Origin of the sequence: Halomonas sp. AOP27-A1-41, assembly GCF_052378605.1 — a bacterium.
GTDB classification, from domain to species: Bacteria; Pseudomonadota; Gammaproteobacteria; order Pseudomonadales; family Halomonadaceae; genus Vreelandella; species Vreelandella citrativorans.
The window spans coordinates 94,956-117,314 of sequence record NZ_JBQSXT010000004.1 but is presented as its reverse complement, the minus strand read 5'-3'; the positions used below and the strand labels follow the sequence as shown (position 1 = coordinate 117,314).

Below are 22,359 nucleotides of genomic sequence, written 5' to 3'. Positions count from 1 at the left end.
AAGGGCGCTTAAGTATGACTAGACTCAACTGGGCGCCCGATAAAATTCCTTACAAGGAGATACAATATGCTTCGTTGGAAAATGAGTGTATGTCCCATCGCAGTACTGCTATTAGGCTGTCAATCGGTTAGCGCCGATACGACAAATGCTAGCGCTCTAGTGTTTCAGCCTTTGAATAAGCAGTACGAGTCTACTGACTGTCAGGTAGACGACTGCTCGCAGATGAAGATAACGGCATTAACCTTTCCTGATGACACTGCTTTAACAGAAGATGTGCAAACGCGTTTAATGACATTGGCGATGGAGTCTTCCGATGAGACCGACAGTTGGGACAGCTTTGCCGATGCATTTTTAGCTCGTGCCAAGGAAGACGGAGACAAACTGCCCCAGTTTATGTCTAGCCAAGCGGACCTGGAGGCCAGTGCTTATGCACAGCAGAATGGCCTGTTGGTGCTTGAACTGGATAGCTACGTCATTTATGGCGGCAACGCCAATGGCGTATCTTCAACGGAATTTATGGTTGTTGATGAGGGGGCAAAACAGGTTGTTACGTTAGACGATATGCTTGTGGCAGGGGGGCAGGAAGCCTTCGACGAGGTATTAGCCGAGGCCCATAAACAGTGGCTAAGTAAACAGGACGTCGGCGAAGACTTTGCATCCACTTGGCCTTTTACGCCAAGTGCCAACGTAGCGCCACTTAAAGATGAGTGGATTGTAAAATACAATTCAAATGAAATTTCTCCGCACTATATGGGCCAGCCAGTGCTGGCAATACCGGTTGCAGAGCTAACAGGCATTGTTCAGCCCCGCTATTTAGGCCAATGAGAATCGGTAAGGTAATTGGCTGTTTGGAGAAGTAAACAGCCCGTGCGGGGCAGGAGCTAATCAGTATCTCAATGCTCCTGCTCTGCTGCTTATTCATTAATTAATAAGCAGGCATGGGGATGGCGATGAGTCTCATCGGCCAGCGTTTAAACAGCCCACCACTACCAGCAGCGCCGCAGTGGGTAAGCGCCAATCCAGTACGCTAACGCCCGCAAGTACCAGCAAAAGGCCCGCTAAAATGGGCACGCCATAGGCAAGGCTGCCAACCAGGCTTGCATGCCCCCAGCGCAGGGCTTTATCCCAGGCTACCATGGCGATTCCGTAAGGCCCTAACCCCAACGCAACGCCCGCCAGCAGCGCTTCACTGCTGGGTAGAACCAGTTGGCCTTCCATTCCGATGCTGGCAAGCGTCGCGATGGCGCAGGCAATCAGCAGCAGGCGAGGAAGAAGTGGCGTAATGCACACGGGGGCGGCCTGGCTTAACCATGAATAGAGTGCCCAGCAGCAGGCGGCAAGCAAGGCGAGCCCATAGCCCAGCGTTGCTCCTCCCAAACCATTACTTAATGCCTGTGGCACGAGCAGAATGGCAGCCCCTGAAAAGGCAACCAGCGCCCCGGTAATACCGGCCAAGCGTATCCGACCAAAGCGGCTCCACTGGCTTAACAACACAAAAAGTACTGGCCAGGTGTACGTGATAAGCGCAGCCTCGGCCGCAGGCGCAAGGCGCATACCTATAAAGTAAGTGCTTACTGCGCCCAGTATCAACAGCGGAATACCTACCCAGATGCCTAACTGCCAGTTCAGGCTGCAGTGAGTGGTAGTAACGCGGCGGCTTAGCGGCAGTGTGGCAAATGCGCCAGCTAGCAGTGTTAAAGCGGTTAGCTGCAAGGGCGAAGAAGAGTGAGCGCGTTCAGCAAGCAAGGGGGCCACGCTCCACAGGATGACAGCCACTAACGCGGCGCCAACACTATACCAACGAGGAAGCACGATAGGGGAATGTGTACGTTGCATCAATGATCTCCTTGCCTGGAACATATGCAACGCAGCATACTCGTTAATAACACATCACAATATCGATCTTTTATGATTGTTTTAATCAATAATGGTGATATATGCGGGCGCCAACGTTAGACCTCACGCTGCTACGTACACTAGTAGCGATTGCCGATACCGGTAGCGTCACGGCGGCGGCGAAACGGCTGGATTACACGCAGTCCACGGTGAGCATGCAGCTTCAGCGTTTGGAGGCTCAGCTGTCGCTCAGCCTGCACGAACGTGATGGACGGCGTATCCGGTTCACACCAGATGGTGAGCGGTTACTTACTCACGCACGGCGCATCCTGGCGCTTAACGACGAAGCATGGGGCGATATGCAGGCCCAGCAGGTAACCGGGGATCTGACCTTGGGCATTCCAGAAGATTACGCATCGCTGCTGCCGTCGGTATTTGCCTACTTTCACCAGCTTTATCCAGCGGTGGGGCTTAAGGTTATTTGCGGAACAAGTGCCCATTTGGTTGAACAGGTAAAAGCCGCTGAGCTTGATTTAGCCCTGGTGACGCGCCAACGTAACTCACCCGGTGGCGATGTTATCCGCCGCGAGCCGCTGGTCTGGGCGGTGGGCGTTAACCAGCAGCCGTTACTCAGTGACCCTATCCCGCTGGCGCTTTACTCACCAGGTGCTGATGTGTTTAGGGAAGTCGCCGAGCAGGCACTGCATGGCGAGGGGCGTGACTGGCGGGTGGCGTATACCAGCCAGTCGATGGCGGGGTTGGCACCGATAGTCATTGCCGGGCTTGCCGTTGTCGTGGTGACACGCAGCATGTTGACCCCTTCACTGCGTCCGCTGGATGAAAGTAGCGGCCTGCCTGCCTTGCCCATGATCGAGCTGGCGCTGCACCGTGCGCCTCATCGGCCATCCGAGCCAGCCCGGCGCTTGGGCGAGTTGATTCGTGAGCAGCTAGCGGCTCCCAGTGAGGCGCTATAAGATCAAGTGTAAAGCGTTGAATGATTAATCGACTTAATATAGCTAGACTAAACGCCATATAACGTTGCTGCCAGGAGTGCTCAATGCACGAATTGGATCACTACATTTATCCACACCGGGTGCTGCATTGGCTGGTGGCTGTCGCCGTACTACTTGCTTTGGCCAGTGGCTTAACCATCGGAACGATAGGGTATGAACGCACGGTGGCGCTGGTAGGCAACACGCTCACTAACCTGCTTTATACCAGCCATAAAACCCTGGGTTTAACGATTTTACTGCTAATGACCCTGCGCATAATGACCCGCATGGCGTTTGTCGTACCTGACCACGACCCGCCCTTGAATGCGTTTGAGCGTATTGTCAGTACCAGCGTGCATCACCTGCTTTATTTGGCGTTGGTGGTGATGCCGCTACTGGGTTGGGTCGCGACCGCCAGCGGTGGGTATCCGGTTGAATTCTTTCAGTGGCAACTGCCTGCACTGATCAGTGAACGCCCAGCGCTTTCTGACCAGCTCTACACATGGCACGCGCGTCTTGGCTGGGCCATTGTGGTGTTAATCGTTTTGCACGTGGCGGGAGCGTTATTTCATTGGCGGGTAAAGCGCGATAATGTCACCAAACGTATGAGCCTATTCGACTAGGTTTCAAACGACTGGGTTTCAAGCGACCAGGCTTCAAGCCCAAGCCTTCGCAGGGAGCGATGATATATGGGCCTGCAGATCGCTTTCGTTATCGGTTTGGCCGCCGTGCATATCTTTGCCAGCAGGCTTCGAAAGCTAAGCGCTGTGCCTCGCAGCGCTTGGCTTTCGTTAGCAGGTGGCGTCTCGGTTGCTTATGTCTTTATTCATATATTTCCTACCCTAAGCGATGCTCACGAAACCATTAACGCACACGGCCTGCTGGCGGTGCTGGAGCATAACGCCTATATCGTGGCGCTCATTGGGCTGGCGGTATTTTATGGGCTTGAGCAAGCTGCGACAAAGCACTCACATAAAGGTCAGCAGGATGAGTCGGTTAATTTTCAAAAGCTGAAAGGCGTTTTTTGGATACATATTGGCTCTTTTTCGCTTTATAACGCGCTTATTGGCTACTTACTGGTTTATCGCAATAATGAGCTTCCCGCCATTATCTTTTTCTTTCTGGCGATGAGCGCGCACTTTCTGGTCAACGACCATGGCTTGGTGTGCCATCACCGGGATGTCTACTTAAGCAAGGGCCGTTGGGTGCTGTCCGCAGCGGTTATCTTCGGCTGGCTACTGGGGTTAACGGTAGATGTCTCTGAACCCATTGTCAGCCTGCTTTATGCGTTTGTGGCCGGTGGTATTGTGCTTAACGTGTTGAAAGAGGAGTTGCCGGAAGACCGCCATAGCCGCTTTTGGCCCTTTGCGTTAGGCGCGCTTATCAGTACCGTACTGCTAGTGTTTTCGTAGATTCTTGCGTCGATCTGTAGGTGCTCATTTACTATTTTGGCTCATTGGCCGTTTGGTCGCTGCGTATGAACGCCTCATTTGCAAATGAAAATCACTTTGCGCATTGACTTGACGAGGTAGTCCGTCACAATTTGCTGCCTATCTTTCTGTCAGGAAGCGCTAATGGAGTTGTTGCAGGTTGTCTTTCGTCATTACCGCTGGCCATTTTTAGGGGCCATTGGGTTAAGCCTTTTAAGCGCGGGCCTCGGGGTTGGCGTCATTGCCTTTATTAATCAGCGTTTGATTGAAGTTGGCAGCCCGCTTTCAGCGCTGCCCCAGTTTTTGGGTTTGCTATTTGTGTTGCTCGTTGTGACGCTGGGGACCCAGTTAGCGATTACCCTGCTGGGGCACTACTTTGTGTATGACCTGCGCACAAGGCTTGTGAAGCGCATTCTGGACACCGATATCGAGCGGCTTGAGCAGTTGGGTAATGCCACGCTGCTGGCGAGTCTTTCAAGTGATGTGCGTAATATCACCATTGGTTTTGTGCGCCTGCCTGAGCTTGTGCAGGGTGCCGTGTTGGCGCTTGCTTCGGTCGCCTATTTGGCGTGGCTTTCACCGAAAATGGTGGTCATTACCGTGATATGGATTGCGGCCACGATGGGGGGGGGCTGGGTGCTGATTTCGAAGGTATATCGGCACTTTAGCCTGGTACGCGAAAGCGAAGATCGTCTCTACAAAGATTACCAATCCGCCATTGAAGGGCGCAAAGAGTTAGCGCTCAACCGTGACCGGGCTCAGCACTTCTTTGATGCCACCTTTACCCGCAATGCGCGCGAGTATCGCTACCATATTATTCGCGCGGATACGTATCATCTAAGTGCGGGGAACTGGTCCAATATTATGATGCTGGGAGCCATTGGCGTGGTGTTTTTCATGGCCAACGGGCTTGGCTGGGCGACACCTGCCGTTGCCGCTACCTTTGCATTGACGTTACTGTTCTTACGCACGCCTTTAATTCAAGCCATCGGCGCCTGGCCCACCTTGATCAGCGCACAGGTCGCGTTTGATAAGCTGGCAAGCTTGGAGCTTGCCGAGTATCAGCCGGGCTTTGCGGTTGATGACGCCTTTGCTGCCTGGCAGCGCCTTGAGCTTGTGGATGTGACTTATCACTATCCTGGCAGTGAGCAGGGCGAAGGGTTTCACGTTGGGCCCGTCAATTTGACGCTTGAGCGCGGCGAGCAGGTATTTTTGATTGGCGGTAACGGCAGCGGAAAATCCACCCTGGCGCGTTTGTTAACTGGCTTGTATCAGCCGCAAAGCGGGCATATCAAGGTGGATGGACAGACGCTCACACCGGCGCAGTGGCAAGGGTTTCGAGCGCGATTTGCCAGTGTATTTACCGATTTTCATCAGTTTGACCTGGCAATGGGGCCGGACGGGAAAAATGCCGACCCTGTGCTGGTAGCGACCTGGCTTGAGCGGTTACAAATGCAGCAAAAGCTGAAGTGGGAGGATAATCGGGTCATTAATACCCAACTTTCCCAAGGGCAGCGCAAGCGCCTGGCACTGTTACTGGCGATTGCTGAAGAGCGGGATATTTTACTACTTGATGAGTGGGCCGCCGATCAGGACCCTCAGTTCAGGCGGTTATTCTACCGCGAACTATTGCCGCACCTGCGTGATATGGGCAAAACGGTGTTTGCGATCAGCCACGATGATAGCTACTTCGTGCATGCCGACCGTTTATTGGAAATGTCCCAGGGGCAGCTAAGAGAATTAACCGGCGCGCAGCGCGATCTGGCAAGTCAGGATGCGGTCACTCAGATTAACAGTTGATGTTAAAAATCTGAAGTTAGAGATCTGAAGTTAAAAAATATACAGTTAGACAGCCGTTAGGTGGCTCGTTTGCGGGCCACTCGGTCACACCCTTCCAGCGGGCAATTGCTGCACACGCTGAACTCATCCAGTAAATAGCGCAGGCAGCAAAGCTTGCGTACTTGCTTCACCTCATCGCTGCCCTTGGGCGTATACGTGCGTACAGGCTCAAAGAGCGGATTGCGCTGGCCATCAATATGGCGCGATTCCAGCAGCGCTCGGGCAGCACTAAGCGCCGCCTGGTTCACTTCCGGGTGTTCGGCAAGTACCTTCACATAGTAATCCAGATAGCCACCGGCGTTGCTCCAGAACACGCGGGGGGCTGCGCCTGAAATGGCGGACAAGCGTTCAATAAGTGGCGCCCAGTGCTGGGTAATCAATTTGGCAAAACGTTCGCTGGTATCCTGAGCGTCCATCAACGCGCCTTCATGGGGCAGCCAAAGCTGTGTTGTACAGCCTTCATCATTCAAAATGACGTGTACGTCATCCAGCTCTACCGGTAGATCACGGTTAAGAAGCAGGTGAGAAGCGAGGGTAGGCACGGTAAGTGCGCTGAAATGCCACTTCGACCACAGCGACGTAATGGCGCGCTTGTCGCCACCCGGGTAGCGAGCAGCGTAGCGCTCCAGATCCTGTTCCAGCAGTGCTGCATTGCGCCAGCGCGAAGCCTTTACTGCACCGGCCGGTGGCGTGCCGCCAATCAAGGGCGGGGTAAACAGCACAAGTGCGCCCTGATAGCAGTCAGCGAGCGAGGGCAAGGTACAGGCAGAGTGGGTCAGGGCTAGCGGTGGCATAACAAAACTCCCGACATGAACTTGTAAAAGTTCAAGCACACTTGCGCAAACAGTAACGATGTGGCGTTAGCGCAGGTTGAAAGTGAAGGAGTCAGCTTAATCGATAATGCTTATCAGTTGAAGTGTTAGTTGCGAATCAGTGCGTTTTACAAAAGCGCGTTTATTGAGCGACCGCGATATTATGCTCGCCGTTAGGGTGTTGCATGACCTGCATGGGCAACCCATAAATAGCTTCCAGGGTGCTATTACTCATCATGTCACCTGGCGTGCCGTGAGCGAGCAAGCGGCCGCTGTGTAGGGCCATCAGCTCGTCGCAGTAGCGCGAAGCCATATTAATATCGTGCAGAACGATAATAACCCCCAGGCCGAGCTCATCGCAGAGCTTGCGAATGAGTGCGAGGACTTCCATCTGGTGGGCAATATCCAGCGCGGCCAGCGGCTCATCAAGCAGCAAAAAGCGGCTACCCTGTGCCAATAGCATGGCAAGCCAAACGCGTTGGCGCTCACCTCCAGAAAGCGTATCGACCAAGCGGTCGGCAAACGCTTCGGTATGGGTGAGCGTGATGGCTCGGTCAATCGCGTCTTTATCTTTCTGGTTATGACGGCCCAGTAGGCCGTGCCACGGGTAGCGGCCAAAAGCGACCAATTCTCGGCCGGTTAAATTTTCGGCGCTGGGTAAGTGCTGGGGAAGATAGGCCACCTGGCGCGCAAACTCCCGGTTGCCCCAAGCACTGAGAGAGCGTTGGTCAAAATAGATCTCTCCCTGGCTTACCGGCTGCTGCTGGGCCAGTAGCTTGATCAGAGTCGATTTTCCCGAGCCGTTATGACCAATCAGGCCGTAGACCTTGCCTTGCTGAAAGGTATGCTCAATGGGCTGTAAAAGGGGCTTGCCGTTGATCGCAAAGGTAGCGCCTTTGACCTCGAACATGGAGGACTCCTGGCCGTCAGAAGGTGATTCCGAAAACCCGATTGTATCGTTAATGGTTATCATTTAGTAGCGCTGCTCCAGCGCTTCGCACAAACGGCTGTTTATCACGAAAGCGGGCCGGCCATCCGGGAAAACACACCGTCCTTGAGCACCGTACGGTGTATAAGTGCCATTATCACGTGCCCAGCCACCAGCGCTAAAAGCAGCCAGGCGAGCGGACTATGTAGTGCGTTGGCTGTCGCTATCATCCATGGGATCTCGCGCTCGGCTGCATTGAAAAGCGGTAGGCCGTAGACATCCAACGCACCGCCTCTGCCGTACTGGCGCAAGATGGCAAGCGTGGGTAGCGCGATCAGCAGTGCATACAACGTGACATGCCCGCCATGCGCTAGCGCACCCCTTACCACAGTCGCATACGAAGGACGCTGCTGGCGATTTAGCCATGCCCAGCCCGCACGCAGTAACGTTATCACTAACAGCATAACGCCCAGCGAGCCGTGGGGGCCGATGCTTGATAGCAGTAAGGTGAGGGGCGTTTCGCCAAACCCGCGCCACGCCAGCACAACGCTGAACTGAAGCAGTACGATAGCGGCCGTTATCCAGTGCAGAGTGCGGCTTATGAGGCCATAGCGCGTAGCACTGTCTCGCCAGCAGGAGTGAGGGTTTGTTAGAGCAGCAGGGGAGGTTATGTCGGCCATTATTATCGTTCTCGGTTCATTAACTGTTTTGATGACACGCTATTACAGCCCTGCGGAGGGCTCACTAACGAGGGCATCAATTGTAGTGCTAATCGTTATCATTTAAAATCACGCGCTTATATTCACCCATGACTGATTAAAAAGCCAAGGCGCTTAAATGACCGTGCTGCCTATCGCGTCCACCGCCCAAGCGTGGACGACTATCCGAGATAACCTGCCATGCTAAGTGCAGCCGTCCTTCAAAAAGCGTGCCGTATGTCGCCTGCCAAGGCCGTTTGGTTACTTAGCTTGCCGCTGTTGGTGCTGTTCGGCATTAGCCTTCATGTTCAGGGCGGTATTGTTTCCGGGTTTCAGGCACTGCTGGCGCCTTCGTTTGGAAGTACCAATGAGGTGTTACTCTATTATGCTTGGTGGCCACGAATAGGCGTGGCGCTTTTGGCTGGCGGCGGTTTGGCGCTGGCGGGTGTATTGATGCAGCAGGTGCTGCGAAACCCGCTGGCATCACCCACTACGCTTGGGGTGGCATCGGGTGCTAACCTGGCGTTGCTAGCTACCACGTTGATGGCGCCAGGGCTGCTGGTCATCGGACGTGAGTGGGTGGCGTTAATCGGTGGCGGTTTAGCCGTTGGGCTAGTGTTTGCGCTGACCTGGCGGCGTGGGCTAGCGCCTGTGGTCGTGGTATTGGCTGGGTTGGTGGTTAATCTATATTTGGGCGCACTTTCGACCGCGCTGTTGCTGTTCAACCATGAGACGCTGGCGGGGCTATTGATTTGGGGGGCGGGGTCGCTTGCCCAGTACGGCTGGAGTGGGGTAGCCACCTTATGGCCCCACTTGGCCATCAGTGCTGTGGCCGCAGGGCTGTTGTTACGCCCACTGGCTGTGTTGGAACTTGACGATGCCAGCGCCAAAAGCCTAGGTATCTCGCTTAAATATCTGCGTTTTGCTGGGCTCGGGCTTGCGGTGTTTATTACCGGCAGCGTGGTCAGCGTTGTCGGTATTATTGGCTTTATTGGCTTGGCGGCACCCAATATTGTGCGCATGGCCGGGGCACGCCGGTTAGGCAGCCGCATACTCTGGTCGACGCTGCTGGGCGCGGTACTGCTGGCGACCACGGATCTTCTACTACAGCGCTTTTCGGGCATGCTGACGACGCTGGTTCCCACCGGCGCTATTACCGGCGCGCTGGGTGCACCGCTGCTTTTATGGCTCATTCCTCGGCTGAAGCTTCAGGGGGACAGGCCTCCGCAACCCCCGGGGATGCTGGTAAGCCGTCATCCAACGCCGTACCGCTTGGCGATGGGGCTTTTAATCGCGTTATCAATGGCAGTATGCCTGGGACTGCTGTCAGGCCAGGGCGCTAACGGCTGGGAGTGGATTAGTCCGGCCCACTGGCAGGTGATGGAGTGGCGCCTGCCCCGAGTCATCGCCGCGGCAGCCAGTGGCTTGATGTTAGCCATCGCCGGAACAGTGCTTCAACGCCTTTCCGCTAACCCTATGGCGAGTCCCGAAGTGCTGGGTATCAGTGGGGGCTGCGCGATTGCGTTGATCCTGGGTATTTACGTGCTGCCTGCACCGAGCAATGCAGCGCTGATCGGCATTGGGACCCTGGGGGCATTGACCACACTGGCCGTGCTAGTGATCTTGAATCGCCGTAGTGGCTTTGTGCCTGAGCGGCTGTTGCTTAGCGGCGTTGCGATTGGCGCACTGTTTGATGCGGTGCGTAGCGTGCTGCTGGCGGGCGGCGACCCGCGAGGGCAGCAGGTTATTGCCTGGCTGGCAGGCTCTACGTATTACGTGGATGTGACCAGTGCGGTGGTGGTGGGAAGCATCGCCGCTGTGTTGGCAGTGATAACCCTTCCTTTTACCCGCTGGCTCGATATCCTGCCGTTGGGCGCGCCGATGGCTCAAGCGCTGGGTGTGTCCCTGAATCGAGCGCGGTTGGGGCTATTGTTGCTGGTGGCACTGTTAACCGCGTGTGCCACGCTGGTCGTCGGGCCGCTCTCGTTTATCGGCCTGCTGGCACCGCACATGGCGCGTTTGGTGGGTTTTGCCCGCGCTCGGCAGCAACTGGTTGGCGCCGCATTGATCGGAATGTTGCTCATGGTGCTGGCCGACTGGGTCGGCCGCCAGATTATGTTTCCGTATGAGATTCCCGCAGGCCTTGTTGCCTCGTTGATTGGTGGCGCCTACTTTATGTGGGGCCTGCGGCGTTTATGAGGCTTACGTGCTTAAGCGTTACGCCTAAGGGTGTTGATTGAAGTAAGCGGCCATCACGTCGAGTACCTTTTCGATATCGGCATCATTGATATCGCGGTGCACGACAAGACGCGTGGCGTATAAAAGCTCAATTAAAATATCGTGCTGTTTAAGCCATGTTGAAAGAGTCTGAAGGTGCTCTTCCGAAATGTGTACAAACAGCATGTTGGTGGCTTGAGACGTCACCTCAATACCGGGAAGCAGGGCCAAGCCTTCGGCCAGGCGTGCTGCGCGGCGGTGGTCGTCGGCCAGGTCCTGAATATTGTTATCTAACGCATACTGGCAGGCGGCGGCTATGATTCCTGCCTGGCGCATACCGCCTCCCGCTACCTTACGCCAGCGGCGGGCGCGCTCGATGAAGTCTCGTGGGCCTATCAACGCCGAGCCGATCGGTGCCCCCATCCCTTTTGAGAAGCACAGTGAAACGCTATCAAAGGGGCGGCACAGCTGCTCAAGCGGCACTTGGCTTGCAACGGCCGCATTAAAAAGCCGCGCGCCGTCCAGATGCGTTGCCAAACCTCGGGAGCGGGCAAACTCGGTGGCTTGATGAACGTAGGCTTCGGGCAGCACTTTACCGGCAATGGTATTTTCCAACGCCAAAAGACGCGTGCGGGCAAAGTGAGCATCATCGGCTTTAATCGCTGCGCTGATTTTCTCTAACGGCAGGCTGCCATCACTGGCATTTTCAATTGGCTGTGGCTGAATACTGCCCAGCACCGCAGCGCCGCCCCCTTCATAGCGATAGGTGTGGGCTGACTGCCCAACGATATACTCATCACCCCGCTCACAATGTGCCATCAGGCCCACTAGGTTGCTCTGGGTGCCGCTTGGAAACAGCAGAGCCGCCTGCTTGCCGGTTAAGGTGGCAAGGTGCTCCTGAAACGCATTGACCGTTGGATCATCGCCCCAGACATCATCCCCAACAGGCGCACTCATCATGGCTTCTAGCATGGCGGCATCGGGTCGGGTGACCGTGTCACTGCGTAAATCGATCATAAAGATTTCCTTTATAAATAAGTGATTTCTACGTTAACCCACTAGTGTTAAAGCTACCGATAAAAGCGTTGCAAAGGGAACATGATGGATCTTAAAAGCGGCTATCCGTTTTGGACAGTAAAGAACGGTCTGTTGGCTACTTTCCCACAGCTAACCCATGACCATCAATGCGAGGTGGCCGTCATCGGCGGTGGCATAACCGGGGCGCTGATTGCCAATGAACTAAGCCAGCACGGCCATCACGTGGTGGTGGTTGAGCGTCGCGATATAGGCTGGGGAAGCACGGCCGCCAGTACCGCACTGCTGCAGTATGAAATTGATACCCATATGACCGAGCTTGCCCAGCGTTACGGTGAAGCAAACGCGGTGCTTGCCTATCGGGCGTGTGCCGAATCAATTTTTGAGCTTGAAGCCTTGGCGCTTGAACTGGAGGATGTGGAGTTTGAGCGCCAGAAAAGCCTCTATTATGCAAGTAGTGGGGAAGATGTAGCGTCGTTGAAAGAGGAACTTTGGCTGCGTCAGAAACATGGTTTTAAGGCCAAGTGGCTTGAGCAGGCAACGCTTTTGGAACGCTACGGCTTTGATGCGCCAGGCGCTATTTTAACCGAGCTTGCCGCACGCATGGACCCTTATCGAATGGTCTATCAGCTGTTTGGCAAGATAACCACGCGGGGCAGCGAGGTATACGACCGTACCCAGGTGGAACGCATGACCCAGCACGGTGAGCATATAGCGCTTACGTTGACGAACGGCGCAACGCTCAACTGCCAGCAGGTTGTGGTGGCCGCAGGCTATGAGTCTCAAGCGTGGCTGCCTGAGCCGGTGGCTAAAAACCGGAGCAGCTATGCATTCGTTACCGACCCGCTAACGCCTGACATGCTGGGCGAGCTTAAACATACCCTCGTCTGGGAGTCTGCGCGGCCCTATCTTTACCTGCGCACGACTCAGGAGGGAAGGCTGCTGGTGGGCGGTGATGATGATGAGCAGGATATTCCCAAGCGTCGCGATGAACGAGTACTGGAAAAAGCCGAGGGGTTGGCAGACAAGGTCAAGACGCTCTGGCCGTCGTTAACGATTAATCCTACCTTTAGTTGGGCGGGCACGTTTGCCGAAACATGCGATGGGCTGCCTTATTTTGGTCCTCATGATTCCCATGGGCCAAACGTGCACTTTGCCATGGCGTACGGCGGAAACGGCATTAGTTACAGCATGATAGGAGCCAAGCTACTGCACGCTTTAATTGAAGGAAAGCCGCATCCGCTGGCAGAGTTATTTTCGTTTAAACGCCATATCTAAGCCACGTAACGGGCTATGTGATATTACCACCCCACATTGTCGTTACACGATGAGATCAGCGCCCATGAACCACTTGCTATTTTTACGTGCCCTTGAGCGTGGCGACCTGCGCTTTGTGCATGAACTTAATAATAATCAAAGTATTATGTCGTACTGGTTTGAGGAGCCCTACGAATCATTTGATGAGCTGGAGGAGCTTTATAACAAACATATCCATGATAATGCCGAGCGACGTTTTGTAGCGGAAGACAGCACCGGAACGGCGATTGGCTTGGTGGAACTGATTGAAATTGACTACATCCATCGCAGCGCAGAGTTCCAAATCATTATTACTCCGGACCATCAGGGAAAAGGATTTGCACGTTCGCTGATCCGCCAGGCCCTACACTACTCGTTTACCATCCTGAACCTTCATAAGGTGTTTCTCATCGTCGCAGTGGAGAACGTTAAGGCGATTCACCTTTATGAAGAGAGTGGGTTCATCGAAGAAGGACATCTGGTTCAGGAGTTCTTTATCAACGGCAAATACCGAGACGTAAAGCGGATGTATATCCTGCAGGAGGCTTATTTAGCAGCGCTTGAAAGCGACGCTACCTAGTGACTGGCTGATGGATGGTTTGAATCGACTGCTCATGTACAAAAAAATAACGCCTCCAAGGGGAGGCGTTGATAGGGGGTAAACAGCCGCGGGCTTTAGTAATCACAAAGATAAGCGGCAAAGGCATCAAACGCTGCGCGCTGCGCAAGCGCGTGCTGTGCCCATACTTCCATAATGTCCGCATTAGTGGCCGGGTACTGAGTCATTGAGTGTTGCATAGCATGCACTCCTGTTAGCAGGGGAGTTAACAACGGTTCTTGTTATGAGGATTTTTGGTTGTGCGTCGCAGCATTGGCTGCGGCGGAGGATAGTAGGCGTTTTTGAGGGTTGACGCTAGTCCTAACGTTGTAGGTAAAAGACGATGGGCTGTAAGTAATGGCTTACAGATTGAGTGGGTGAGTGCTTACATTGTTGAATGAAAAAGGTTTTCACAAACAATATAAAAAAAGCCTCAGGGTGCCAGGAATTGGATGTTTTTTAGCCGTTCGCTGGTGAACTGACGTGTAATCCCAAAGCTAAAGCCCATGGTCACATGTCCGGTTTTAAAGCGCCGTCACCGCCACTACGTTAGCGCTTACTCCTGGAGTAGCTCGCAGCCTCCCACTAAGTGCTGTCTAGGCTAACGCATGAGCTTGCACTGTTATTATCGGGCCTGTTGGTTAGCTGTGGGTCAACATGCACTATTTTCTGGAGCATGGCTAATAGTTTTGCTGCTTATATTTGCTGCACTGCACTCTGTGTTCAACCGTTTGTTTTAATAGTTTTTTATTTTTTCTTGAGACAAAAGTCTATGTTATGTGTAGTTAAAACTTTGGTCTCAATTTAAGCAATAAACCTTGCGACACTCGGTACTTGGCAATAATGTTTGTATGATGTATGACGATAAGCCGTAATAGAGCCATGTGTGAGAGGCGACTCTGCTCTCAAGGTTTTAACTAATCACTTATTAGCTTATGAAATGAGTTGATGCGGCTGTATTCGCAGGTTTGTGAAGAATGCTTGGTTTTCGTAAAGATAGGTGTGCTGAATCGATGGCAGAAGTCGTTGGAGCAGTTTTTTGATAGTGCCAACGAATAAGTATCTTCAAACCGATAAAATCAACAATGAACGCAAAAGGTGAATTTATGTTGCTATCAAAGAAAACAATGATGGGCGTTGGCTCTGCTGGCTTGATTGCAGCATTAGCCATGCACTCTGGCATTGCCATGGCACAAGAGGCCCAGATGCGTGGCAATATCCGCGTCGTAATTGGCTCTACTTCTACTGGTGGCGACACTTACCAGAACGCCAGCATCGTAGTTGATCGTCTAGCCGAGCACCTCGGTTTAAATATGAAGGTTGATGCCGTAGGCGCAAGTTCAGCGTTTCGCACGCTGGACAGGGATTCTCGGGGCAATACCCTGATGATCTTTCATGACCAATCCTATCTTGGTCATCTCTATGGCGTGCAAGGCTATGACGATGTCTTTGAAAAGTACACGATTGGGCCGACTATCGCGATCAACCCCGGTAACGCCTATCTCGTGGCCAAAGACTCTCCTTATGAGACACTCGACGATATCATCGAGGCGGTAGGTAACGGCGAAACCGTGCGCGTAGCTATCCAGCCCGGCGGCGTTTCCGAGATTGGCTTCAGTGCATTGAAAAATGCCATTGCTATTGAGCACCCCGGGCAGGAAGACAATCTGGTAGCCGTTAATACGGGCTCTCAGTCTGATAAAAATCAGCAACTGTTTGACGGTCAAGCCGATGTCATTAATGGCAGTGTCCAGGCCAATGAGCAATACACCCGTTTACCCGAAGATGACCAGAAAGCCATGCGCTTTGTATGGTTGACGGCACGCCAAGGCACTATCGAGCAGGCGCCGGAAGAGGGGCTTGGCCAGACGACCCGCGAGCAACTTCTTGAATACGTCGAGCCTAATGTGAATGTCACCATGGGTGAAGACGAAAACTTTACCTTCGATAAAGAGTTCTTCTTCATTTACAACAAAGAGATGGACCAAGGTATCGTAGATCAGATTGATGAGGCGCTTGCTGCAATATATGACGAAGGCAGCATTCAGGAGGCGCAGCTGAATGCCTTCTTTATTCCTGACTTCAAGCCTTCAGAAGAGGCTTCTGAATACCTTCAAGAGAAAATGTTCCGCTACGAAGACATCATCAGCAACATCAACTAAACGGGCGGGCGCTAGTAGCTTGTTACTAGCGCCCTATCCATGCGCTGAGCATGGGTAGGGGCCAAGCGTATATACCTTACTTATACGCACGCTGTGTTAATACTTCTGGAGTAAATATGGAGTCAGGTCTGTTTAGTGTTTCGATAGATTTCGGGACTTCACACTTATTCTTTCCCACCATTATCCACTGGATTCTGGGTGGGCTGTTTGCCTTGATTCTAATAACCAAAGTAGCCCCCTTTATGGCTGCGGTTAAGCGAGGAGAGCGCACTTTACCCATTATTGGTGAATCAAGAGACAATTTTCGTTTCTTCGGCACCTTTGCTTTGATAGCCGCGTACTTTTATCTGATGGCGGTTGTCGGTGATCTGTTCCCCTATACGGGCTATGGCTTTCTGTTTGTCTCAATAGCGTTTGTACTTCTCATGTCGCTACTTTATCTGCATGAGTGGACGAAAAAAGCCCTCGTTATTGTCGTCATCAATGCTGTTGTCGCTCCTACGCTGGCCTGGTTTGTGCTCGCCAAGCTATTCACCATCACACTGCCATAACCGACGCGAGTACCGCCATGGAATTTTTGTCAGTTCTCGATTTTACTTTTTTTCTACTCGTTGGATTTGGCACCCTTGTAGGTATCATTTTCGGCGCGATCCCAGGCATGACGGCTACCATGGCCGTCGCTGTCTGTCTGCCACTTACCTATGCTTTGGGGTTGAACCATGGCTTGGCACTGTTGCTGGGCCTCTATGTGGGCGGAATTTCAGGCGGTATGGTACCAGCGGTACTTCTGAATATCCCCGGTACGCCTTCTTCGATAACCACCACCTTCGACGGCTACCCCATGGCGCGTAAAGGGGAGGGTGAAAAGGCATTGCGCATTTGTGTCATTGCCTCTGTCATTGGCGGTCTTATTAGCGCAGCCGTACTGTTCCTGTTTGCGCCACTGCTGGCGGATTTTTCGATCAAATTCTCTTATGTAGAGAAGTTCCTGATTATCTTGCTGGCATTGAGCGTTATTGCCTCTCTTTCAAATAGCATGCTGATCGGTATATTTAGCGGCGTCATTGGCGTCTGGCTAAGCCTCATTGGCGATTACAGCATTTCTGACGGTGGTAATGGTCATACGCGGCTGATGTTCGACTTCATGGAACCTTACCTGTTTGAAGGCTTCTCGCTGCTTCCGGTGCTAATCGGCATTTTCGGTATTTCCACCATTTTGCTGGAGGCTGAAAAAGGCGTAAAACGTGATGTCGCTGGGCAACGTATTAAAATTGGTAAAGAAGGTGGGTTTTCGCTGTCTATCTTTAAGGGCAGCCTGACGAATCTGACACGCTCTTCTTTTATTGGCACTTTTGTGGGGATGTTGCCGGGCGTGGGTGGCAGTGCCGCTTCCGTTCTCGCCTATACCCAAGAGAAAAACCTAGCACGTAACTCGTCTCAGATGGGCAAAGGAGCGCCACAAGGGTTAATCGCCTCGGAGTCTGCTAATAACGCGCTGACCGGTGGTGCGCTCATCCCCCTGCTCTCGCTTGGCATTCCAGGTGATGCTACCACGGCAGTACTGATTGGCGCCTTTACACTACAGGGAATACAGGTCGGGCCTCTGTTCATCCCGGAAAATCATGAAACATGGTACGTCATGATGACGGCTTTGGTGCTTGCCAATGTCGTGATGTTCTTTTTGATGTTCTTTGCCATCAAGTACATTGCCAAAGTGGTAATGGTGCCCAAACATATTCTCTATCCCATTATTGTGATGATGTGCGTGGTGGGCGCTTACGCCATTAATTACGGCATCATGTTCGATGTTTGGACTCTGCTTATCTTTGGCGTTCTGGGGTATTTGATTCAGAAAATCGGCCTTGAAATAGCGCCACTAATCATCGGCTTTATTCTGGGAAGTCAGGCCGAGGTATATTTTGTAAAAAGCCTTGAGTCCTTTGGCACCTACTCAGTCTTCTTCACTAAAAGCCCGATTGCCATGGTGCTGTGGGGTTTGATCGCTGCCTCTGTGGTGTTTGCAATCATTATGGGCATCAGGTCTCGTGCTCGCCAAAAAATGGAGCTAAGCCAAGCCTCGGGCCCGCACACCGTTTCAGGAAAACACCATGGCTCAAACAATGACTAATTCGCGCGTAATTAAAGTACATCCGAACGATAATGTTGCCATTGTGATTGAGCAGGGCGGGTTGGCTGAAGGTGAGAGTATCAGCGAGGGGTGTACTACCTTGATGCCTATTCCGCAGGGCCACAAGGTGGCATTGACAGCGATTGCCCAGGATAGCCCAGTGATTCGCTATAACGAGGTCATCGGCACCGCCGTGGTGGCTATCGAGCGTGGCGGCCACGTCAATGAAACCAATGTGCGCTTGCCGACGGCCCCAGGCCTTGACGAGCTCTCGTTGGCCACGCGACAGGCGCCAGCTTCCGAACCGCTCGAAGGCTATACCTTCGAAGGGTTTCGCAATCCGGACGGCGGCGTGGGCACCAAGAACGTGCTGGGGATTACCACCAGCGTTCAGTGCGTGGCCGGCACCGTGGATTACGTAGTCAGTCGTATCAAGCGTGAATTGCTGCCACGCTTTCCCAATGTTGATGATGTGGTCGGGCTCAACCATAGCTATGGCTGCGGCGTGGCGATCAACGCACCGGCGGCGATTGTGCCTATTCGTACGCTAAAAAATATTGCGCTGAACCCCAACTTCGGTAACGAGATCATGGTGATCGGATTGGGTTGCGAAAAGCTTCAGCCCTCGACACTGCTCGAAGATCGCCCGGTCAAAATCTATGAAAACAGCGAAGCCGCCGATCCGGAAGCCAACGTACTGAGTCTTCAGGATGAGAGCTTTGAAGGGTTTGGTGACATGGTCGACGGCATTTTAGCCATGGCCGAGCGCCATTTGGAACGGCTCAACAAGCGCAGTCGTGAGACCTGCCCTGCATCTGATCTTGTGGTGGGTATGCAGTGTGGAGGAAGTGATGCTTTCTCTGGCGTCACTGCGAACCCAGCCGTCGGCTTTGCTACTGATCTGATCGTAAGAGCCGGCGGTAGCGTGATGTTCTCTGAAGTCACGGAAGTACGCGATGCCATCCACCTGCTAACGCCGCGAGCTATTAACAAGGAAGTGGGAAAAGCGCTGATTGAACAGATGGCTTGGTACGATGATTACCTCTCTCAAGGACAGGCTGATCGTAGTGCCAACCCCTCGCCTGGCAACAAGAAAGGCGGGTTAAGTAATGTCGTTGAAAAGGCGCTTGGCTCGGTGATTAAGTCGGGTAACTCGCCCATTGTGGATGTGATTGGTCCTGGTGAGCGCTTACGGCGTAAAGGGCTCACCTTTGCAGCTACACCGGCGAGCGACTTTATTTGCGGGACTCTGCAATTGGCGGCAGGCATGAACCTGCAGGTGTTCACCACAGGCCGTGGAACGCCCTATGGTTTGGCAATGGTGCCGGTGCTAAAGGTCTCCACTAATTCACAGTTAGGAAGACGTTGGCACGACATTATCGATTTGGACGCCGGTCGCATCGCCACGGGTGATGCCAGCATTGAAGACGTTGGATGGGAGCTTTTTCATCTGATTCTCGATGTGGCGAGTGGGCGCAAGCAAGCCGCTGCTGATCGATTGGGTATCCATAACGATCTAGTGTTATTTAATCCTGCACCTGTGACATGAGTGTGGAAAAGACATCCTGGCTGGACTAATAGTACAAGAGGTTAGTGATTTATGTTCCCGAGAATTAAATCCATGAGCGTCGTTCCTGTTGCTGGCTACGATGGGTTCTTGCTCAACTTGAGCGGCGGCCATGCACCATGGTTTATCCGTTGCGTTGTCATTCTTGAAGATGACGCCGGTAATAAGGGGGTAGGTGAAATTCCTTCTAGTGCCGGTATTCTTAAGGGGTTGGAACAGTGCCGGGATATCGTTGAAGGGTCACGCATCAACAATATCAAACAAACTCTCAATAATGCGCGCTTGGCATTGGCCAAAAATGGCCGTGAAGAGCGCGGCCGCCAGACGTTTGATCTACGAGTCGCTGTTCACGTTATTACGGGTATCGAGTCCGCATTGTTAGACCTTTATGGCCAAACGTTGCAGCTGCCTGTCGCCGATTTGTTAGGGCAATATGGTCGTCAGCGCGATGAGGTAGAGGCTTTAGGTTATTTGTTTTTACTTGGAGATCCTGGCAAAACCGATCTCCCATATCCTCAAGCATCAGACCCTAAAGATGCGTGGGATGAAGTTCGCTATCAGGAAGCGCTAACGCCTGACGCCGTGGCGGGCTTGGCTAAGGCTGCCTATGAGCGTTACGGATTCAAGGATTTCAAACTTAAAGGCGGTGTGCTGCGCGGTGAAGAAGAAGCTGACTGCATTCGCGCCCTTTATGAAGCCTTCCCGGAGGCGCGCTTGACGCTGGATCCCAACGGCGCATGGAAGCTTGATGAGGCGGTGCGTGTTCTGGACCCGATCAAGCACCTGCTTAGCTATGCAGAAGATCCTTGCGGCCAGGAAGAAAGCTACTCAGGCCGTGAAACCATGGCTGAGTTCAAGAAGCGTACAGGCCTGCCCACAGCAACAAACATGATTGCGACCGACTTTAAGCAATTGCAGTACGCCGTACAGCTTAATGCTGTGGATATTCCGCTTGCTGATTGCCATTTCTGGACCATGCAAGGAGCGGTCATGGTTGGCGAATTATGCAACGAGTGGGGTATGACTTGGGGCTCGCACAGCAATAACCATTTTGATATTTCACTTGCGATGATGACGCATGTTGCGGCCGCCTGCCCTGGAGAGATTACGGCGATTGATACCCACTGGATCTGGCAGGATGGGCAGCGTATTACGAAAAATCCGTTTTTAATTCGAGATGGAAAAATTAAGGTTCCTACCACACCTGGCTTAGGAATTGAATTGGATGACGATAAGCTTATGGAAGCACATCGCCTTTATAAAACCCTGGATGTAACGCAACGAAATGACGCCATGGCTATGCAGTTCCTTGTTCCTGATTGGAAGTTTGATCCTAAACGCCCAGCATTGGTTCGTTAAATGAACGGTAAGTCTAGTATGTTAGACGATTAGAAGTTTCTCTTACGCTTTGGTTAACTATAATTTTCTTGCTTGTATAAAAGATAGTTGATGTTTCCAAGTTTGCTGCTTATTAATCAGCGTGGTTTTGCTTTTAATTTGCAGCTTACTTGGTGTATTTCATTAAGTTATAATTAGTGACTTTGCACAATTTGTGTAGAGTAGCAAAACTTTCTGTTCCTGTTCCTGTTCCTGTTCCTGTTCCTGTTCCTGTTGCCATTATCGTGTATCACTTTGACCGGTACGAATGTTGGCAGAGCAAACTATTTGGCTAAGTCTGGACTATAGTCGTATGTTCAACGTATTAAACCCACGCTAGGTTATGGTTGTATGATTAAATACATATGACGTTTGAGGCGGCATACTATTAATACCGAAATTTAACATAACTACAAAATTAACAACCTGGAGCAGATGTCATGATAAATATCAAAAGCTTATTTGTAGGTGCTGCGTCTGTATCGCTGATCGTAGCCGGTAATGTCGCTTTAGCTAATGAATTCCAAGGGCCTGTTAGGATCGTTGTTCCGTTTGCGCCTGGAGGCACCTCAGATATTCTTGCACGTTACATTGCGCCAGAACTCTCCGAAGCCATTGGTCAACCCGTCATTGTCGAAAATAAGGCGGGGGCAGGGGGGAATATTGGCGCGGACTATGTGGCTAAAGCAAACCCTAACGGGCATACGCTTTTACTTTCGGATCTGACTGCACTACTCGCTGCGCCCAGCGTACTTGATAATGTTGCTTATGATATTGAAAGCGACTTGTCGCCTGTAACGATGGTTTCTTATTCGCCTTATGTGTTAGGCATGTCACAGCAGCATAATTTTGAAAGCTTTGATGATCTGGTCGAGTATTCTCGCAATAATCCTGGTGATATCGCCGTCGCAACATCCGGTGTAGGAGCCAACAATCATATTACTACCGAGCGATTAATCCAGGATTTAGGGCTTGATTGGACGGTCATTGCTTATCGAGGTGGGTCTGATGCTACGCGTGCCGTAGTGTCTGGTGAAAGTGATATGTTATTAAACGGTACAACAGCTTCCCTTCCTTTTGTTTTAAATGATCAAATGAGTGCGCTAGCAGTAACTGGAGAAGAGCGGTTAGAGGAGCTCCCTGATACGCCAACGTTTCGTGAGCTAGGACTTCCGGGTGAGCTTGATGGAACCTATCAAGGTATTTTGGTAACGGCAGGCAGTCCACCAGAAGTAGTTGAACGCCTTCAGAAAGAGCTTGCGGATATACTGGCGACTGAAGAGTTACAAGCAAAAATTGCCCAACAAGGCGGCCAGGCTCGACCTTCTGAAACATCTGCTCAGTTACAGGAATGGATGACCGAACAAATGGCAGAGTTAACTGCATTTATTGCTGGGTCTGATATTAAACAATAATTGTTAGCTATTAATATAAAAATAGAATC

General features: G+C 52.3%; 20 protein-coding genes. 14 read left to right on the top strand and 6 right to left on the bottom strand.

Annotated elements, in window-relative coordinates:
* Positions 1-66 precede the first annotated feature (66 nt).
* On the top strand, positions 67-825 hold the full coding sequence (locus ACT3TC_RS04725; protein ID WP_444639326.1) for an RsiV family protein: 759 nt from the start codon (positions 67-69) through the stop codon (positions 823-825).
* Positions 826-957: 132 nt separating this feature from the next.
* Here ACT3TC_RS04725 and ACT3TC_RS04720 read toward each other — a convergent pair whose 3' ends face one another.
* A complete protein-coding gene (locus tag ACT3TC_RS04720; RefSeq protein WP_444639325.1) occupies positions 958-1,836 on the bottom strand; it encodes a DMT family transporter in 879 nt (292 codons plus the stop codon).
* A gap of 101 nt (positions 1,837-1,937) precedes the next feature.
* Here ACT3TC_RS04720 and ACT3TC_RS04715 point away from each other — a divergent pair, with 101 nt between their 5' ends.
* The 4 genes from ACT3TC_RS04715 (at position 1,938) to ACT3TC_RS04700 (ending at position 6,058) form a co-directional block, all read left to right on the top strand.
* Positions 1,938-2,810, top strand: coding sequence for a LysR substrate-binding domain-containing protein (locus ACT3TC_RS04715; protein ID WP_172118100.1), 873 nt, complete (start codon positions 1,938-1,940; stop codon positions 2,808-2,810).
* 83 nt (positions 2,811-2,893) lie between these two features.
* Positions 2,894-3,451: a cytochrome b gene (locus tag ACT3TC_RS04710; protein ID WP_172118098.1), complete on the top strand. Its 558-nt coding sequence runs from the start codon at positions 2,894-2,896 to the stop codon at positions 3,449-3,451.
* Between the two features lie 66 nt (positions 3,452-3,517).
* The gene (locus tag ACT3TC_RS04705) at positions 3,518-4,240 is read left to right on the top strand and encodes a hypothetical protein (RefSeq protein ID WP_444639324.1); all 723 of its coding nucleotides are present in this window, start codon (positions 3,518-3,520) and stop codon (positions 4,238-4,240) included.
* A gap of 162 nt (positions 4,241-4,402) precedes the next feature.
* Positions 4,403-6,058 (top strand): multidrug ABC transporter permease/ATP-binding protein, encoded by a 1,656-nt coding sequence (locus tag ACT3TC_RS04700; RefSeq protein WP_444639323.1) that lies wholly within the window; start codon positions 4,403-4,405, stop codon positions 6,056-6,058.
* 56 nt (positions 6,059-6,114) lie between these two features.
* On the opposite strand, the gene fhuF is transcribed toward ACT3TC_RS04700, so the two are convergent.
* The 3 genes from fhuF to ACT3TC_RS04685 all read right to left on the bottom strand — a co-directional run bounded on the left by fhuF (position 6,115) and on the right by ACT3TC_RS04685 (position 8,517).
* A complete protein-coding gene (fhuF, locus tag ACT3TC_RS04695; protein ID WP_444639322.1) occupies positions 6,115-6,891 on the bottom strand; it encodes a siderophore-iron reductase FhuF in 777 nt (258 codons plus the stop codon).
* Between the two features lie 160 nt (positions 6,892-7,051).
* On the bottom strand, positions 7,052-7,819 hold the full coding sequence (locus ACT3TC_RS04690) for an ATP-binding cassette domain-containing protein (protein ID WP_441679088.1): 768 nt from the start codon (positions 7,817-7,819) through the stop codon (positions 7,052-7,054).
* A 104-nt stretch (positions 7,820-7,923) separates the two neighbouring features.
* Positions 7,924-8,517, bottom strand: a complete 594-nt coding sequence (locus ACT3TC_RS04685) for a cytochrome b (RefSeq protein WP_444639321.1) — start codon at positions 8,515-8,517, stop codon at positions 7,924-7,926.
* 219 nt (positions 8,518-8,736) lie between these two features.
* Between ACT3TC_RS04685 and fhuB the strand changes: the two genes are divergently transcribed.
* Positions 8,737-10,734 carry a Fe(3+)-hydroxamate ABC transporter permease FhuB gene (fhuB, locus tag ACT3TC_RS04680; RefSeq protein ID WP_444639320.1) on the top strand — a complete coding sequence of 666 codons (1,998 nt, stop codon included), beginning with the start codon at positions 8,737-8,739 and terminating at the stop codon, positions 10,732-10,734.
* Positions 10,735-10,758: 24 nt separating this feature from the next.
* Here the strand turns inward: fhuB and ltaE are convergent, their stop codons facing one another.
* Entirely contained in the window at positions 10,759-11,769 is a 1,011-nt protein-coding gene (ltaE, locus tag ACT3TC_RS04675) for a low-specificity L-threonine aldolase (protein WP_444639318.1), read from the bottom strand.
* 81 nt (positions 11,770-11,850) lie between these two features.
* Between ltaE and ACT3TC_RS04670 the strand changes: the two genes are divergently transcribed.
* On the top strand, positions 11,851-13,065 hold the full coding sequence (locus ACT3TC_RS04670; RefSeq protein ID WP_444639317.1) for an NAD(P)/FAD-dependent oxidoreductase: 1,215 nt from the start codon (positions 11,851-11,853) through the stop codon (positions 13,063-13,065).
* Positions 13,066-13,129: 64 nt separating this feature from the next.
* A complete protein-coding gene (gene speG, locus ACT3TC_RS04665) occupies positions 13,130-13,663 on the top strand; it encodes a spermidine N1-acetyltransferase (RefSeq protein ID WP_172118084.1) in 534 nt (177 codons plus the stop codon).
* 95 nt (positions 13,664-13,758) lie between these two features.
* On the opposite strand, the gene ACT3TC_RS04660 is transcribed toward speG, so the two are convergent.
* Positions 13,759-13,881, bottom strand: coding sequence for a hypothetical protein (locus tag ACT3TC_RS04660; RefSeq protein WP_264757783.1), 123 nt, complete (start codon positions 13,879-13,881; stop codon positions 13,759-13,761).
* Positions 13,882-14,787: 906 nt separating this feature from the next.
* Between ACT3TC_RS04660 and ACT3TC_RS04655 the strand changes: the two genes are divergently transcribed.
* From ACT3TC_RS04655 to ACT3TC_RS04630, 6 genes are all read left to right on the top strand, one after another.
* Entirely contained in the window at positions 14,788-15,843 is a 1,056-nt protein-coding gene (locus ACT3TC_RS04655) for an ABC transporter substrate-binding protein (protein ID WP_444639316.1), read from the top strand.
* Positions 15,844-15,959: 116 nt separating this feature from the next.
* Entirely contained in the window at positions 15,960-16,394 is a 435-nt protein-coding gene (locus ACT3TC_RS04650) for a tripartite tricarboxylate transporter TctB family protein (protein ID WP_172118080.1), read from the top strand.
* Positions 16,395-16,411: 17 nt separating this feature from the next.
* Complete coding sequence (locus tag ACT3TC_RS04645; protein ID WP_444639314.1) at positions 16,412-17,971, top strand: tripartite tricarboxylate transporter permease; 1,560 nt, start codon at positions 16,412-16,414, stop codon at positions 17,969-17,971.
* Complete coding sequence (gene garD / locus ACT3TC_RS04640; RefSeq protein ID WP_444639313.1) at positions 17,952-19,520, top strand: galactarate dehydratase; 1,569 nt, start codon at positions 17,952-17,954, stop codon at positions 19,518-19,520. Before ACT3TC_RS04645 ends, garD begins: the two co-directional genes overlap by 20 nt.
* Before the next feature lie 51 nt (positions 19,521-19,571).
* Positions 19,572-20,897, top strand: a complete 1,326-nt coding sequence (locus ACT3TC_RS04635; protein ID WP_444639312.1) for an enolase C-terminal domain-like protein — start codon at positions 19,572-19,574, stop codon at positions 20,895-20,897.
* Positions 20,898-21,355: 458 nt separating this feature from the next.
* A complete protein-coding gene (locus ACT3TC_RS04630) occupies positions 21,356-22,330 on the top strand; it encodes a Bug family tripartite tricarboxylate transporter substrate binding protein (RefSeq protein ID WP_444631422.1) in 975 nt (324 codons plus the stop codon).
* Positions 22,331-22,359 lie beyond the last annotated feature (29 nt).

Excerpts from the sequence above, each read along its gene's own strand:
- ACT3TC_RS04725 (WP_444639326.1), top strand. The coding sequence starts at position 67 with ATGCTTCGTTGGAAAATGAGTGTATGTCCCATCGCAGTACTGCTATTA.
- ACT3TC_RS04720 (WP_444639325.1), bottom strand. The coding sequence starts at position 1,836 with ATGCAACGTACACATTCCCCTATCGTGCTTCCTCGTTGGTATAGTGTT.
- ACT3TC_RS04715 (WP_172118100.1), top strand. The coding sequence starts at position 1,938 with ATGCGGGCGCCAACGTTAGACCTCACGCTGCTACGTACACTAGTAGCG.
- ACT3TC_RS04710 (WP_172118098.1), top strand. The coding sequence starts at position 2,894 with ATGCACGAATTGGATCACTACATTTATCCACACCGGGTGCTGCATTGG.
- ACT3TC_RS04705 (WP_444639324.1), top strand. The coding sequence starts at position 3,518 with ATGGGCCTGCAGATCGCTTTCGTTATCGGTTTGGCCGCCGTGCATATC.
- ACT3TC_RS04700 (WP_444639323.1), top strand. The coding sequence starts at position 4,403 with ATGGAGTTGTTGCAGGTTGTCTTTCGTCATTACCGCTGGCCATTTTTA.
- fhuF (WP_444639322.1), bottom strand. The coding sequence starts at position 6,891 with ATGCCACCGCTAGCCCTGACCCACTCTGCCTGTACCTTGCCCTCGCTC.
- ACT3TC_RS04690 (WP_441679088.1), bottom strand. The coding sequence starts at position 7,819 with ATGTTCGAGGTCAAAGGCGCTACCTTTGCGATCAACGGCAAGCCCCTT.
- ACT3TC_RS04685 (WP_444639321.1), bottom strand. The coding sequence starts at position 8,517 with ATGGCCGACATAACCTCCCCTGCTGCTCTAACAAACCCTCACTCCTGC.
- fhuB (WP_444639320.1), top strand. The coding sequence starts at position 8,737 with ATGCTAAGTGCAGCCGTCCTTCAAAAAGCGTGCCGTATGTCGCCTGCC.
- ltaE (WP_444639318.1), bottom strand. The coding sequence starts at position 11,769 with ATGATCGATTTACGCAGTGACACGGTCACCCGACCCGATGCCGCCATG.
- ACT3TC_RS04670 (WP_444639317.1), top strand. The coding sequence starts at position 11,851 with ATGATGGATCTTAAAAGCGGCTATCCGTTTTGGACAGTAAAGAACGGT.
- speG (WP_172118084.1), top strand. The coding sequence starts at position 13,130 with ATGAACCACTTGCTATTTTTACGTGCCCTTGAGCGTGGCGACCTGCGC.
- ACT3TC_RS04660 (WP_264757783.1), bottom strand. The coding sequence starts at position 13,881 with ATGCAACACTCAATGACTCAGTACCCGGCCACTAATGCGGACATTATG.
- ACT3TC_RS04655 (WP_444639316.1), top strand. The coding sequence starts at position 14,788 with ATGTTGCTATCAAAGAAAACAATGATGGGCGTTGGCTCTGCTGGCTTG.
- ACT3TC_RS04650 (WP_172118080.1), top strand. The coding sequence starts at position 15,960 with ATGGAGTCAGGTCTGTTTAGTGTTTCGATAGATTTCGGGACTTCACAC.
- ACT3TC_RS04645 (WP_444639314.1), top strand. The coding sequence starts at position 16,412 with ATGGAATTTTTGTCAGTTCTCGATTTTACTTTTTTTCTACTCGTTGGA.
- garD (WP_444639313.1), top strand. The coding sequence starts at position 17,952 with ATGGCTCAAACAATGACTAATTCGCGCGTAATTAAAGTACATCCGAAC.
- ACT3TC_RS04635 (WP_444639312.1), top strand. The coding sequence starts at position 19,572 with ATGTTCCCGAGAATTAAATCCATGAGCGTCGTTCCTGTTGCTGGCTAC.
- ACT3TC_RS04630 (WP_444631422.1), top strand. The coding sequence starts at position 21,356 with ATGATAAATATCAAAAGCTTATTTGTAGGTGCTGCGTCTGTATCGCTG.